This is a genomic window from Cellulophaga sp. 20_2_10, assembly GCF_023476645.1.
Classification (GTDB): Bacteria; Bacteroidota; Bacteroidia; order Flavobacteriales; family Flavobacteriaceae; genus Cellulophaga.
The window spans coordinates 333,480-348,648 of record NZ_JAMCOJ010000002.1 but is presented as its reverse complement, the minus strand read 5'-3'; the positions used below and the strand labels follow the sequence as shown (position 1 = coordinate 348,648).

13 protein-coding genes are annotated in these 15,169 nt (G+C 33.7%); 8 read left to right on the top strand and 5 right to left on the bottom strand.

Annotated features, from left to right (window positions below; genetic code table 11):
- Nucleotides 1-60 precede the first annotated feature (60 nt).
- Nucleotides 61-1,443, bottom strand: a complete 1,383-nt coding sequence (locus M4I21_RS05520; protein WP_249558124.1) for a T9SS type B sorting domain-containing protein — start codon at nucleotides 1,441-1,443, stop codon at nucleotides 61-63.
- A gap of 127 nt (nucleotides 1,444-1,570) precedes the next feature.
- Nucleotides 1,571-3,370, bottom strand: coding sequence for a T9SS type B sorting domain-containing protein (locus tag M4I21_RS05515; protein ID WP_249558123.1), 1,800 nt, complete (start codon nucleotides 3,368-3,370; stop codon nucleotides 1,571-1,573).
- A 135-nt stretch (nucleotides 3,371-3,505) separates the two neighbouring features.
- Here M4I21_RS05515 and folE point away from each other — a divergent pair, with 135 nt between their 5' ends.
- The 7 genes from folE (at nucleotide 3,506) to M4I21_RS05480 (ending at nucleotide 9,250) form a co-directional block, all read left to right on the top strand.
- Nucleotides 3,506-4,186: a GTP cyclohydrolase I FolE gene (gene folE, locus M4I21_RS05510; RefSeq protein WP_249558122.1), complete on the top strand. Its 681-nt coding sequence runs from the start codon at nucleotides 3,506-3,508 to the stop codon at nucleotides 4,184-4,186.
- 15 nt (nucleotides 4,187-4,201) lie between these two features.
- The gene (cysS, locus tag M4I21_RS05505; RefSeq protein WP_249558121.1) at nucleotides 4,202-5,686 is read left to right on the top strand and encodes a cysteine--tRNA ligase; all 1,485 of its coding nucleotides are present in this window, start codon (nucleotides 4,202-4,204) and stop codon (nucleotides 5,684-5,686) included.
- An 11-nt stretch (nucleotides 5,687-5,697) separates the two neighbouring features.
- On the top strand, nucleotides 5,698-5,922 hold the full coding sequence (gene yidD, locus M4I21_RS05500) for a membrane protein insertion efficiency factor YidD (RefSeq protein WP_249558120.1): 225 nt from the start codon (nucleotides 5,698-5,700) through the stop codon (nucleotides 5,920-5,922).
- A gap of 102 nt (nucleotides 5,923-6,024) precedes the next feature.
- Nucleotides 6,025-6,981, top strand: coding sequence for a prolipoprotein diacylglyceryl transferase (gene lgt / locus M4I21_RS05495; RefSeq protein ID WP_249558119.1), 957 nt, complete (start codon nucleotides 6,025-6,027; stop codon nucleotides 6,979-6,981).
- A gap of 1 nt (nucleotide 6,982) precedes the next feature.
- Nucleotides 6,983-7,474 carry a DUF192 domain-containing protein gene (locus M4I21_RS05490; protein WP_249558118.1) on the top strand — a complete coding sequence of 164 codons (492 nt, stop codon included), beginning with the start codon at nucleotides 6,983-6,985 and terminating at the stop codon, nucleotides 7,472-7,474.
- 7 nt (nucleotides 7,475-7,481) lie between these two features.
- Nucleotides 7,482-8,000 carry a GNAT family N-acetyltransferase gene (locus tag M4I21_RS05485; RefSeq protein WP_249558117.1) on the top strand — a complete coding sequence of 173 codons (519 nt, stop codon included), beginning with the start codon at nucleotides 7,482-7,484 and terminating at the stop codon, nucleotides 7,998-8,000.
- An 8-nt stretch (nucleotides 8,001-8,008) separates the two neighbouring features.
- On the top strand, nucleotides 8,009-9,250 hold the full coding sequence (locus tag M4I21_RS05480) for an ATP-binding cassette domain-containing protein (RefSeq protein WP_249558116.1): 1,242 nt from the start codon (nucleotides 8,009-8,011) through the stop codon (nucleotides 9,248-9,250).
- Nucleotides 9,251-9,307: 57 nt separating this feature from the next.
- Here the strand turns inward: M4I21_RS05480 and secDF are convergent, their stop codons facing one another.
- Nucleotides 9,308-12,301, bottom strand: coding sequence for a protein translocase subunit SecDF (gene secDF / locus M4I21_RS05475; RefSeq protein ID WP_249558115.1), 2,994 nt, complete (start codon nucleotides 12,299-12,301; stop codon nucleotides 9,308-9,310).
- 144 nt (nucleotides 12,302-12,445) lie between these two features.
- A complete protein-coding gene (locus M4I21_RS05470; RefSeq protein WP_249558114.1) occupies nucleotides 12,446-13,372 on the bottom strand; it encodes a malate dehydrogenase in 927 nt (308 codons plus the stop codon).
- Between the two features lie 256 nt (nucleotides 13,373-13,628).
- Between M4I21_RS05470 and M4I21_RS05465 the strand changes: the two genes are divergently transcribed.
- Complete coding sequence (locus M4I21_RS05465; protein WP_249558113.1) at nucleotides 13,629-14,030, top strand: hypothetical protein; 402 nt, start codon at nucleotides 13,629-13,631, stop codon at nucleotides 14,028-14,030.
- 77 nt (nucleotides 14,031-14,107) lie between these two features.
- Here the strand turns inward: M4I21_RS05465 and M4I21_RS05460 are convergent, their stop codons facing one another.
- Nucleotides 14,108-15,109, bottom strand: a complete 1,002-nt coding sequence (locus M4I21_RS05460; protein ID WP_249558112.1) for a DUF6588 family protein — start codon at nucleotides 15,107-15,109, stop codon at nucleotides 14,108-14,110.
- Between the last annotated feature and the right edge of the window lie 60 nt (nucleotides 15,110-15,169).

The following is a 15,169-nucleotide window of genomic DNA, read 5'->3' as shown; positions in this document are numbered from 1 at the left end:
TCCAATTGGATAGCCTTTTTTAGTTATTTTATTTTTTTCTAATTGCTTTTCCTAACTCACCTATCTTTTTAAAGTAAAATGATTTTGCAATGTCTTAGCTACAATAACACCATCTTCTGGTTCTGCATATTCCATACGAAACCAATAATCAGATTCTGGCATATTTTTACCATTAAAAGTACCATTCCAAGTTGCGCCAGCAGCTATCTGCTTTAATAACTTCCCATACCTATCATAAATATAAACTCTTGCATCTACCAATTCTTCAATTCCTAGGACATTCCAACCGTCATGAAAACCATCTCCATTAGGTGTAAAAAACTTTGGGTATCCTATTACTAAAAAAGGAATTTCCTCCGTAATACCGCAACCATTTTTATCACTTACAATTAATGTGTTTTGTCCTGGTGGCACATCATGAAAAAGTGTTTCATCTTGAAATTCTCCTCCGTTTATTGCGTACTCATAATCACTATTACCGTTAACAAGAACTTCTATCTTGTTTCTATCTACCAAGTAATCTACAACCGTAATTTCTATATCAGCTAGATTTGGTGCTGCATGAAAATAAATTAAAACATCATCTACAACAGTAGTAGGAGTCCCGGAAATTGTTGTAATCTCTACAAAGTATCTTCCTGAATTTGGACTAGCAACTGTATATTCTGTCCCTGTTGCTAAATTGGTATTATCAATTACTCCATCGTCTTCATAATCTACAGACCAAACTACACTAGCAACGTCTGGACCAACTGGAGAACGAAAAGCATTTAAAACAATATCTGGATCACCTTCGCAGCCCACAATATCTAAACCTAAAAATTCATCTCTAAACGTACAATCTAAAGCATCTACATCACCAGTAAAGGTTAAAGTAAAAGTCTCTGGATCTCCATCAAAATTAGTATTGTAATTATTTATTAGAATATAGTAAATTTCACCTGCCGCAATGTCTAATAACTCGTCGTACGTATTTTTACTTCCTTTAACAAAATCAAAGCCATCTTGTCCGGATTCAGGATTTGTGCCTAAACCAGTAAAAGATGTATTATTAGCCTCGTAATTACATCGCAAAGGTTCCGCATCACCACTACTTATACTTGCACAGTCTGTATCTGGTCCGAATATAGCAAAATCCCACTCGGCCGTATCCGTTGTGGCTTCAATATCAAAACCAATACTACCATCTTCTAATGCTCTAAACGCATACCAAGCAGTGTTATTTTCTATATTAGCAGAACTATTACTTCCCTTTTCTAAACAACCAATTTGGCGTATATCATCAGGATCAAAATCGTCTATATCTCCACGTCCATCTGCTACACCAAAAATAGGAGCATCACCACAAACAGGTATTGCCGATCTACAATCTGGAGTAAACTGCGCGTTGCTAATTAGAGTAAAAAAAAGAAATCCTACTACTATTTTATATTGTAATCGCATAAAATTTATTACTATATGGAATGTTAGATAACCATATTATAAGCGTCAAGTAATAAAATTTATTGCATTACATCGAATATTTTTTTACATAATCGACGAAATACCCTTTTGACTTCAAGTTAAAAATTTATCGTTTTAAGGTAAAATGACTGCTTATATGTTTTGCATATACCTTATCTCCTGTGGTATTTGTGTAGCTTAATTTAAACCAATAGTCAGATTCTGGCAGTAATTTACCTCCGTAAGTACCGTTCCAACCTTGATTACCGCTTAGCTGCTGTAACAACTTACCATACCTGTCAAAAATATACACAACGGGCTCCTGCAAAGAAGACATTCCTTTTATCTGCCAAGTATCATTTATACCGTCTCCGTTTGGAGTAAAATAATTATCAAAACCAACCACAACAATATCTTCGGTCACAAAACCGCAACCATTTTTATCAATAATAGAAACCGTATGCGCACCAGCAGAAACATCTCTAAAAACATTGCTGTCTTGCACAGCCATAGCATCTATTTGATATTCAAAATCACCAATAATATCAGTCTCTACCGTTACCTTATTATTTGCATTAAAATCTTCTATAATAATATTAGCTATTGTTGGTGTCTGCCCCACTACAACAGAAATTTCCACTGTATTTATGCAAGTTAAACCTGCAGTAGTAAACATCACATCTAAGACATACGTACCCGCAGAAAACACTTCTATTGTTGGGGTAACTTCTCCACTACTCCAACTATAACTATAATTTACATTTGGACTCGTTTCTCCTATTGTTTCAGACGTAGCTCCTTCACACAAAAACACTTCTGTCGCTGCAGTAGAAGTTGGTGTTTCAATTACAGTAAAGTCAAACTCTTCAGAAACATCAAAACATTTTGGATTTTTTACTGATGTTGTTCTAACATAAATAGTCCGCACTCCTGGATCAGGACTGTATTGTATTGGCAAACTAGCTGTATTATTAACCGCATCTACTGGGGTTGCATGGTAGCTAATAATAAAATCGTCTGCAGACTGCACACCTAAAGCTTCATTATTTTTAGATTCTAAATTAAAAGGAAGTGTTTCTTGACACAAAGTAACCGCTGTAACTATACTAGTTGTTGGCGAAATTGAAAAAGCGACTTGCACATCACTAATTAAAACATCTGCCGCAATAGAAATAACCTCTGCCCTATACATAGCATCTGTGGCAACATCTATAGTTGCATTAGTTTCTCCTAAAATCTCTGTAAATCCAAAACCAATATCCCTATACCAAGTATATGATGCTGTATTTGGCGTTGTAGCATCTAATCTAACAATATCGCCATCGCAAGCAGCAATTGGCGGTCCTAATAAATTACTAATAATAGAACAGTCTAAAGCTGTCTTTGGAAAGTCTATAAATATTTGTCCCGAAAACTGAATTGAAAAACCAGAGTTTACATTACTAAAATTATTTAGTAACAAGTAATACTCTTCACCTGCTTCTACATCTAACCAATCTTCATACTGTACATTAGTTGCTCCAGTTGGGTCTTCTCCTAATCCCGTAAATGAATTACCATCATCGTTATCAAAAAAATTACATCGCACAGGATCACCTAAACTACTACAATCACTTGCCTTATATAAAGCAAAATCCCAATCCTCTGCAACATCAAAACTTATATTAAAACCTAATTCACCTGCCTCACCCGTTTTAAATCTATACCAAGCGGAGTTAGACTCTATTGCTCCAGACAGTGTTTTCTCTAGACAACCCGTTTTATCTGCTCCTCCAAAATCATCTACCCCATAACCATCTGTACCGCCATTAGTTGGGGTATTATTACAAATAGGTATAGCAGTGCTACAATCTGCAGATACTTGCGCATGAACAGATAGCAACCCTAACGTAAATAAAAAAAACGCTATTGCGTAAAACCTTTTCATAAATAGACAAAAGTTTGAAGTATGTAAAACTAAACCTTAACAAACTTTAGCACTAATTAATGTTGTCAAACACCTAAACAATGATATTAAATGCCATATTATGTATATCTTTGCTTTTCTAAAAAATTTAGGCTGATGAAAATAGGAAGCACTATAGAAGGGTTTGATGAAGATATGGATAACGACCATTTATCTGCAGCTGAAAACACCCCTTTAAGAGAAGACGCTTTTGATCTTAATGATGACCAAAAGATAGAAAAAATACAGGCCAGCGTTAGAGATATATTAACGACCTTAGGAATGGATTTAACAGATGACAGCTTAAATGATACTCCTAAGCGTGTTGCTAAAATGTTTGTTAAAGATATCTTTGGAGGCTTAAACCCGGAAAGAAAACCAAAGTCTTCTTCATTTGATAACAAGTACAAATATGGAGAGATGTTGGTAGAGAAAAACATTACTCTTTACTCTACTTGCGAACACCATTTATTACCTATAGTTGGTATTGCACACGTTGCTTACATATCTAAAGGAACTGTTGTTGGTTTATCAAAAATGAACCGTATTGTGGATTACTACGCAAAAAGGCCGCAAGTACAAGAAAGACTTAACATACAAATTGTTAGAGAACTACAAGAGGTATTAGGAACAGAAGATGTAGCTTGTGTTATAGACGCAAAACACCTTTGCGTAAACTCTAGAGGTATTAGAGATATACAAAGTAGCACGGTTACCGCAGAGTATGGTGGTAAATTTAAAGAATACAATACTCGTAAAGAATTCTTAGACTACATAAAGCTAGACACCAACTTTTAATTACTTTTATCTAAAATGCAACTTTACAAAAATCAAACAATAAAAGTTTACAATTCCCTTTCTGGAAAAAAAGAAGAGTTTAAACCTATAAACGACGGGCATATTGGTATGTATGTATGTGGACCTACCGTCTACAGCAATGTACACTTAGGCAACTGCCGTACGTTTATGTCTTTTGATATGATTTTTAGATACTTTAAGCATTTAGGCTACAAAGTACGCTATGTACGTAACATTACAGATGCCGGACATTTAGTTGATGATGCAGATGAAGGTGAAGATAAAATTGCTAAAAAAGCACGTTTAGAACAAATAGAACCTATGGAAGTAGTACAACGCTACACCGTAGATTTTCATAATACACTACAAAAATTCAATTTTTTACCCCCTAGCATAGAGCCTACAGCTACAGGACACATTATAGAGCAAATAGAGATTATTAAGGACATTATTGAAAAAGGATTTGCTTATGAGGTTAACGGTTCCGTATATTTTGATGTAGTTGAGTTTAACAAAACAAACGACTATGGTATATTAAGCGGTAGAAAGCTAGAGGATATGATTGCTAATACTCGTGAGTTGGCAGCACAAAGTGATAAGAGAAATCCACAAGATTTTGCACTTTGGAAAAAAGCAGAACCAGAGCATATTATGCGCTGGCCTTCTCCTTGGGGAGATGGCTTCCCTGGTTGGCACTTAGAGTGTACTGCAATGAGCACAAAATATTTAGGAGAAACTTTTGACATTCACGGAGGCGGAATGGATTTAAAATTTCCACACCATGAATGCGAAATTGCACAAGCACAAGCCAGTAACGGTGCAGCACCAGTAAACTATTGGTTGCACGCGAATATGCTTACTCTAAACGGTAAAAAAATGTCTAAATCTACAGACAATAACATTTACCCAAATGAGATATTTAACGGAGATAATAAAATATTAAGCAAAGCATTTTCTGCTTCTGCTGTTCGGTTTTTTATGATGCAAGCGCACTACACTAGTATTTTAGACCTTAGTAATGATGCGTTGTTAGCATCAGAAAAAGGATACTTAAAACTAATGGAAGCAATTTCATCTTTAAAAACAATAGAGACTGGTAGCAAAACTGAATTTGACGTAGCTGCTTGGCAACAAAAATGTTATGATGCAATGAATGACGATTTTAACTCGCCTATTCTAATTGCTCATTTATTTGAAGCCGTGAAGCACATTAACCTAATTAAAGACGGTAAAGAAACTATCACTAAAGAAGATAAGGATTTATTAGAAAACACTCTAAATGCCTTTGTTTTTGACATTTTAGGACTTACCGCAGTTAATGAAGATGCTAATGGTAACTCAGAAAAACTAGAAGAAGTTGTAAACCTATTAATACAATTACGTAATGATGCGCGTAGCAATAAAGATTTTGCTTTATCAGACCAAATACGTGACCAATTATTAGCTATGGGTATCCAATTAAAAGACGGTAAAGACGGTACTACGTTTAGCGTATCTTAAAATAAATTAAAATGATTAAAAAAATACTAATAGCGCCTTTTCTTCTATTGGTAAAAATATATCAAACAATAATATCACCTTTAACTCCCGCAAGTTGTAGGTATTCACCAACGTGCTCACAATATACCGTTGAAGCTTTAAAAAAGCACGGTTTATTTAAAGGTGGCTGGTTAGCCACAAAGCGTATTTTTAGTTGTCACCCTTGGGGTGGCAGCGGTTATGATCCTGTTCCATAGAATCCTATAAAAGAATAGGATAAAATTAACTTTTAATAGCACTTTCTTTTTTAACCCCTTACTCAAAATACGTATATTAGCCATTCATTAAACGGAAAATAAATGCATTTTTTAAGTATATTATGGAATCCAAATGAAACTTTATTCAGTCTTGGACCAGTACAGATAAAATACTACAATCTACTATGGATTACCTCTTTTGCTTTAGGCTGGGTAATTATAAAAAAGATTTTTACTAACGAGAAAAAACCAATAGAGCAACTAGATTCTTTATTTTTATACACCGTTATTGCTACAATGCTAGGCGCACGTTTAGGACACGTTTTCTTTTACGATTGGGCCTACTACCAAAATCATTTAATAGAAATATTATTACCAATTAGAGAAAACCCGAGCGGAAGACTTTTTGGTATTATTACAGGGTATGAATTTACTGGTTTTGCAGGTCTTGCTAGTCACGGCGCAGCATTAGGTGTTATTGTAGGAATGTATTTATACAACAGAAAATACCCTGACTATAAAATTCTATGGCTTCTAGACAGATTGGTTATTCCTGTTTCTATAGGCGCATTTTTTGTGAGATTAGGTAACTTTTTTAACTCTGAAATTAACGGTAAAATCACAGAAAAAACATTTATTTTCGCTACTAAGTTTATACGAGATTCTGATGACATGCCCGCATCTAGAGCTATGGCATTAACAAAGGAAAGAACTGCAAGTGCAGCATATAAGGCAATAGAAAACAATCCTAAATTTGCTTCCATTTTAGAAAGCATCCCGCTTAGACATCCAGCACAACTGTATGAAGGTTTCTGCTATATTTTTGTATTTCTAATCTTATCTTACTTCTACTGGAAAACAGATAAAAAAGATAAAGGAGGTTTCTTATTTGGTCTGTTTTTAATTCTACTTTGGACAATTCGTTTCTTTGTTGAATTTGTAAAGAAAAGTCAAGGCGGATTTGAAGAGTCTCTTGGAGCCTTATCTACAGGACAATGGCTAAGTATTCCCTTTATACTAATAGGTGCATATTTTGTATTTAGACCTAAAAAAGCTTAAAATGAAAACACTAAAGCATTATTCTTTTTTATTAATTGCTATTATTTCTTTAGCATCAAGCTGTAAAGAAAACAAAACAGAAGTTATACAAACTCCTGAACCTGCTTTTACAAAGGAAGGCACTTTAACAATTACAAAAAGTACAGATAATACAAAAGCGTTAACTTTAGATATAGAAATTGCTGAAACAGATTACGAAACGCAAACTGGCTTAATGGAAAGAACTAGCATGAAAGAAAAACAAGGAATGTTGTTTATTTTTCCCGATTCTAGAATGCACTCTTTTTATATGAAGAACACTAAAATTGCTTTAGATATTATTTATATTGATGAAAATCTTCATATTGCAAGTTTCCAAGAAAATGCAAAACCATTAGACGAAACAGGATTATCTTCTGAAGTTCCTGTAAAATATGTTTTAGAAATTAATGCCGGTTTATCTGAAAAATATCTTTTAGAAGTAGGCGATAAAATAGATTTTACTAAATTATAATTCAATTATGAAATACCTTCTAAATGGCGAATCTACAGAGAGATTAAAATTTAGAAATTTAAAAGAGTCTGACTTTGATTCTTGGCTCCCTTTCCATGAAGATTCTAGATCTTCAGAATTCTGGGACGGCCTACCAAACGACCCAAAGACAGCCTGCAAACAACAATTTAATCGTGTTTTTGAGCGTTACGAGCAAGACTTAGGAGGCATGAACGCCCTTATATGCAAAAAAACCAATCTCTTAGTTGGTTTATGCGGATTACTAATACAAACAGTAGACAACATAGAAGAGTTAGAAATAGGCTATTCTATACTACCGGAGTATTGGAAAAAAGGATACGCGACAGAAGCCGCTAAAAAATGCAAAGAATTTGCCTTCAATACTAATTTTAGAGATTCATTAATCTCAATTATTCATACAGACAACCTTCCTTCTATAAAAGTTGCACTAGCAAATGGTATGCAGCCAAGCAAAACCACAAAATACCACAACAACCCAGTGCAGATCTACAGAGTTTTTAATTAATGTTTTTTATGATGATAAAGCACATTACAATAGTTACAACAAACCAGTCCAACACCAATTCATTTATTTCGTCATTACTTAAAGATGAAAAACCAGAAGAGTTTAATTTTTTAAAAGGTTTAAGCACCGTGCTTTTTTCTAAATCTGAAGTCTTAAGGTTTATCAAAGAAGAGGAGATTCACGATATAAAGACACTTACAGCAAACACAACACAAAGTCTTAAGTCAATGTCTAGTGGTGAACAAAAAAGAGTTTTATTTAAACATCTTTTAGATCAAAAACCGAAGTACATCATTTTAGACAATCCATTTGACAATCTAGACACAGCTTATCAAACCACATTAAAAAAGCTTTTATTAGAGATTTCAGAATCTATAGGAATTATACTTATTTGCAGCAGACAGGAAGACAGCTTACCAATAAGCTCAAAAATATACAAACTAGAAGTAGACAGCCTAAAGCACTATTCTTCATTAACAGAATACAATTCCTTAATTAATAACAAAACATCATTAAAACACCTAGAAATACCCAAAAACACTACTGCTATTAACCATCTTAATACAGAACTTATTCGCTTTAAAGATGTTTCTGTTTCCTTTGAAACCAAAAAAGTATTACACCAAATTAATTGGCAGATAAACAAAGGTGAATTCTGGCAACTTTTAGGTACAAACGGAAGCGGAAAAACCACTCTTTTATCTATGATAACAGGGGAAAACAATAAAGGCTACGGGCAAGAATTATATTTGTTTGGACAAAAAAAAGGTAGCGGAGAAAGTATTTGGGATATCAAAAAAAAGATTGGCTACTTTACTCCCTCGTTAACTGACAACTTTAAAGGCAACCACACTATAGAACATATGGTTTTAGCTGGCTTTACAGATGCCGTTGGCCTATATACAAAACCCACAGAAACACAGTTAAGCTTAACCAGTCAATGGTTGAAAATAGCTGAATTATCAGAAATAAAAAATAAATTATTCAATGAGATAACCAGAGGAGAGCAACGCTTGGTAATGCTCTTAAGAGCAATAGTAAAACAACCGCTACTATTAATACTAGACGAACCTACAGCAGGTTTAGACGACAGCAACTCCGCCCTATTTGTTGCCTTGGTAAACAAAATAGCAAGCAGCAAACAAACAGCATTAATTTTTGTGTCTCACAGAAAGGAACCAAACCTAAAGCCTCTAGCTATTATAGAGCTCCGAACAACACCCAACGGCTCTATAGCAAACATTATATAATAAAAAAGCTGCTTACAATATGTAAGCAGCTTTTTTATTATAATTTAGGTAGTAAGATTATTCGTTGTCTTCAACTACATCTTCTTTACCTGCTTGTATTCTTTTCTTTAAAGTATCAAACATAACTGGTGTTGCAATAAATAAAGATGAGTATGTACCTACAAGCACACCAATAATCATAGCAAACATAAATCCTCTTAAAGATTCACCTCCAAAAACAAAGATTGCCAATAGCACTACCAAAGTTGTTAAAGAAGTATTTAAGGTTCTACTTAATGTACTGTTTAATGCTAAACCAACATTATCTCCAGAACTCCATCCTCTTTCTTTTACAATCTCTCTAATACGGTCAAAAACAACCACGGTATCATTTAACGAGTACCCAATTACAGTTAATATTGCCGCAATAAATGCTTGATCTATTTCCATATTAAAAGGCATTATTTTACCAAATATAGAGAACACACCCAATACAACTAAAACATCATGAAAAACTGCAACTACAGCTCCTAATGAGAATTGCCATTTACGGAAACGGAATAAGATATATAAGAACACTACTAATAATGATCCTAAAATAGCCCAAACTGCATTTTTCTTAATATCATCTGCAATTGTTGGACCTACTTTTTTAGACTTCACAATACCTATTGAAACATCATCAGTACCGCCATTATTAAACTCAGCCAACGTTAAACCACTTGGCAACAAGTCTTGTAATGAGTTAAATAATTTTTCTTGAATCTCTTCATCAACAGCAATACCGTCTTCATCTACCTTGTAAGAAGTTGTAATCATAATCTGATTATCATCTCCAAAAGTCTTAACATTTGTCCCTTTATCAAAAACAGTAGTTAACTTAGATGAAATTTCACTAGTATTAACACTATTTTCAAAACGAACTTGATACGTTCTACCTCCAACAAAATCTACACCTTGCTGTAATCCTGTAGTAAATAAAGAAACTAATGCAACAACGATTAAAGTTCCAGAAATAACATACGCTATTTTTCTTTTCTTTAAAAAGTCGATACTTAAATTCTTGAAAAGGTTTCTTGTTAAACCTGTACAAAATTCTAATGCTTTTCCTTTACCTCCACTGTATCCTTCAACAAATAATCTTGTAACAAAAATTGCAGTAAATAAAGATGTTGCAATACCAATTAATAAAGTAGTAGCAAAACCTTTAATTGGTCCTGAACCAAATATAAATAAGATAACAGCAGTAAGACCTGTTGTAATGTTAGCATCTAATATAGAAGACAAAGCATTTCCAAAACCATCTGAAATAGCTAAAGCTTGACCTTTACCTTTTGCTAATTCTTCTTTTATACGCTCAAAAATAAGTACGTTAGCATCTACAGACATACCTATAGTTAACACTATACCAGCAATACCAGGCAATGTTAACACAGCACCTAAGCTTACCAACACACCAAATATTAATAAGATGTTTAATAACAATGCAATATCTGCAGCTACACCAGCTTTACCGTAATAGAAAATCATCCAAAGCAATACTAATGCCATTGCAATTAAGAAAGACATTAAACCACTATTGATAGATTCGTGACCCAAAGATGGCCCAACAACTTCTGACTGAATGATATCTGCTCTAGCCGGTAATTTACCCGCTCTAAGAACGTTTGCAATATCTTTTGTCTCTGATAGTGTAAAATCTCCTGAGATTTCTGTACTACCACCAGATATACCACCAACTACAGAACAACCTGGAGCAGTGTAAACTCTATTATCTAAAACTACAGCAATACCAGTTTGGTTTAAGTTAACCTCACTTGTAAATTTCTGCCATTGCTTAGCTCCTTTAACGTTCATATCCATACCAACAGCTGGCCTGTTAAACTGATCGAACTGAGCACGAGCACCACTAACAACATCTCCACTCATTTCTGGAGCATTTTCTCTATTGCCTTTTAAAGCAAATAAACCAATTACCTCAGAACCTTTTGAAGGACGTTCCCATACAAACTTAACGTGCTGTATAGCATTTGGAATTAATCTTTTAATTTCTGGCATCCTAAGGTATTCATTAACCTTAGCAGTATCTTTTATTGCAAATTCTGCAACAGCATAACTACTAGGAATACCTGCTATTAAATCTCCTAAAGGATTTACTTGACTAGCAACATCTAAAGAATCTTGTGTAACATCTGATAATAAAGAATCAATTTCTGATTCTGGTTTAGTTTCTGTATCTGCAAGTGCAGTCTTAGTATCTACTAAAGATCTTAATTTTTCGTTTGCAAGGTTAATAAACTGCATTACGTTAGGATCGTTTTTAGGATATGTTTCCCAAAATTCTAACTGTGCAGTACTAGAAAGTAGCTCTTGTGCCCTTGCCTTATCTTTAGCACCCGGTAATTCTACCAAGATACGTCCAGAATTTCCTTCTCTTTGTATATTAGGTTGTGTAACACCAAAACCATCTATACGCTCTCTTAATACTTCAAAAGCAGATTCTACTGACTCATCAATTTTTCTACGGATGATAGGCTTAACCTCTTGGTCAGATGCATCCATACTTTTAATCTCTTCACTTAATGTTTTAGTGAAGAAAATATCTGGAGAAGCTAACCTTGTATCGCCTTTATTAGCATCAAAAGCTTCAAAGAACAACTCAACGTATGTCTTATCACTACTTTTAGACGCCTCATCAGCATCTTCTAATGACTTAAGAAAAATAGGGTTTTTAGTGTTATTTGCTAAGCCAGATAAGATATCTTTTATCTTAATTTGAAGCGTAACGTTAATCCCACCTTTAAGGTCAAGACCTTTGTTTAATTCTTTTTTCTTAGCCTCGTTATAGTTTGTGTATCCAAATACAGATTCACCTCCTATAGAGTCTAAGTATTTAGTTTCCAATGCCTCTCTCTTGTTCGCAAAATCTGAATCTGATTCAGGAATTTTACTTGCTGCAAAAGTTGCAGCTTCATTTTCGACCTTACTACTTATAAAAGTATAGGATAACTGATAGATACTTACGATCCCAAATAAAAAAGCAAACAGCTTTATAAGTCCTTTATTATACATTAGTTTTTGTTTATTATTGGTAATTTTATATAGCGTGCAAATATATCATTTAAGATAAGAATTGCCAATATATTTACAATATTATATAAAATAAGGGTGTACAAATAAATTTGTCACCCTTATTCTTATCGTTTTATTGAAATATTATAATTCTAAAAGTCCGTTAGTCTTAGAAACTCCTGCAGCACTTTCTTGCATTTTTGCATTTTCAGCATCACTAAGTTTAATCTCTACAATTTTCTCTATTCCGTTTTTACCTAAAATTACTGGTACACCAATACAAAGATCATTTAAGCCATATTCTCCTTCTAAAAGTGTAGAACATGGAAACATTTTTTTCTGATCACAAGCAATTGCTTGTACCAAACCAGAAACAGCTGCACCTGGAGCATACCAAGCACTAGTTCCTAATAATTTAGTTAATGTAGCACCACCTACTTTAGTATCTGCCGCAACTTGCTCTAATCTTTCTTCTGATAAAAACTCAGAAACTTTTACACTGTTTCTTGTTGCGTGCGCAGTTAAAGGCACCATACCAGTATCACTATGACCACCGATTACCATACCGTCAACATCAGAAATTGGAGCTTCTAAAGCTTCTGCCAATCTGTATTTAAAACGAGCACTATCTAAAGCCCCACCCATACCTATAATTCTGTTTCTTGGTAAACCTGTAGTTTTATGCACTAAATAAGTCATAGTATCCATAGGATTACTAACAACAATTATAATTACTTCTGGAGAATGCTTAATTAAGTTTTCTGATACCGTTTTTACAATCCCTGCATTAATACCAATTAATTCTTCTCTTGTCATTCCTGGCTTACGAGGAATACCTGAAGTGATAACAGCAATATTAGAATTTGCAGTTTTAGAGTAATCATTAGTAGAACCAACAATTTTAGTATCAAAACCGTTTAAAGACGCCGTCTGCATTAAGTCCATTGCCTTACCTTCTGCATATCCTTCTTTAATATCTAATACAACAACTTCTGATGCGAAATTTTTAATTGCAATGTATTCTGCACAACTAGCGCCTACTGCACCTGCACCTACTACCGTTACTTTCATAAGTATATATTTATTTAAATTTTTAATATTTTTTTTAATGACTGTAAAAATAAAGAATTTTAACATTATAAATAAGGTATACCACAACTTTAATATTCTTTTATAAGTATTAAACAGATTGAAACCCGACCTAATGTTAAAGAAAAAGGTATTTAAACGAAAAACTACAAAAAAAGGCGTTATACATCGAAAAAAATGAAATACACAACAAAAGTCGACGTTAGAACAATATCCAAATTAATTAAAATACCTACTTATGAAAAAACCCCTACATTTTTTCATGGCAACATTTGTATTCAGTACAATTTTTGGTTGCTCTGAAATTCCAGAAAGCAATGATCCCATTCTTGGCATTTGGGCAAAAACCACAACTTCAGAATCAGGAAAAGATTCTAAAGAAGAATGGATTTTTAACGATGCTCACAAAGGTCGTTTTCACAGTTACACCAATAATAATGTTGCTTTTTTAACGGACTTTAGATGGACAAACGATGGAGACACCTACACCATTACATACCCAGGTACCGATATGCAAAGTGACAACGTTATTATTAAAACAACAGGACTAAGTAATAGTACTGAAAAAAACGCTGAAGAAGTTTCTAGTACTATTATACTAGAAGAAACTAATGGCGAAACATTAGCGTTTAAAAAGTAAATACTTTTTTAAACACTTAAAAAAGCCCTAGAAATTAATTTCTAGGGCTTTTTCTATATAAAGTAATTACAATGCTATTATCTAAAGCCAAAATTAACACCAACAGATAAGTTGTTGTATTTAGCTATAGAATAATCTGCATGCAATCTAAAAAAGCCTAACTTAAGTTTAGCACCAATATTCCCTGTTACACCACTAGCATCTGTTTTTACAGAAAAAGGATCTGTATATGTATCTCCCACAAATGGTCCAGATTGCACTCTGTACGTACCTAAAACGTCTACAGTAGAATTACCAGATAAATAACCTAGTCCTCCATAAAAATTAATTATAGGCAACTTTGTAGACACTACCGCTTGAAAAACCCAGGTATTCATTTTAACATCTAACCGCTGGTCTTCTCCTGCTACTACGCCTTGATCTGTAAAATCGTAGGACCCTGTTAAGTGCGTATATCCAATAACTCCAGATATTGCAACTGGTAAAATTTTATCTGCAGGCAGTAATTTTGTAAAGTCATGCTGTATACCAATACCGTACAAACCTAATTCTACATCATCTGTATCTACTTTTGGCAAAAAGCGGGCTTTTATTTCAGTTCCCTTAATTAAACCCACACTTACTTGTAAAAAGGCAGTTGGAACAAAGTTTATATTTTCTGATGCCAATCCTGATGGAAGCTCAAACTCTTCTCTAAAAAGTCCGTTTTCATCCTCAACAAAAACATTTATACCATCCAGATCACCTAGCGCAGAAGAAACTTCTTTTGAAACACTACCATCTACAAACTTTAAATTTTCATAATCTTCTGTATTTAGTACAAATGATTTTTTATCTCCCGGAGATTGTGTCATATTACCAATAATAGATATTTCAAAACCTCCTAATGGCTTTGCATCTGCAGTATTATACCATCCGCCACCAAGACCATAAAGCATTCCTTCTGAGACAGGAGATAAATAGCCATTAATAAACTTATTTGCATCTTCTATACCTGCAGCAAAAACCTCATTTGCACTAGATTGAGCAGATGCATACGCACTTAATGCTAAGAAAATAACTAAACTAAATTTTTTCATAGAAATAATTTTTTCTTAAAACTAAAAAACTCGCACCAATGGTGCGAGTTTTTGTTGTAT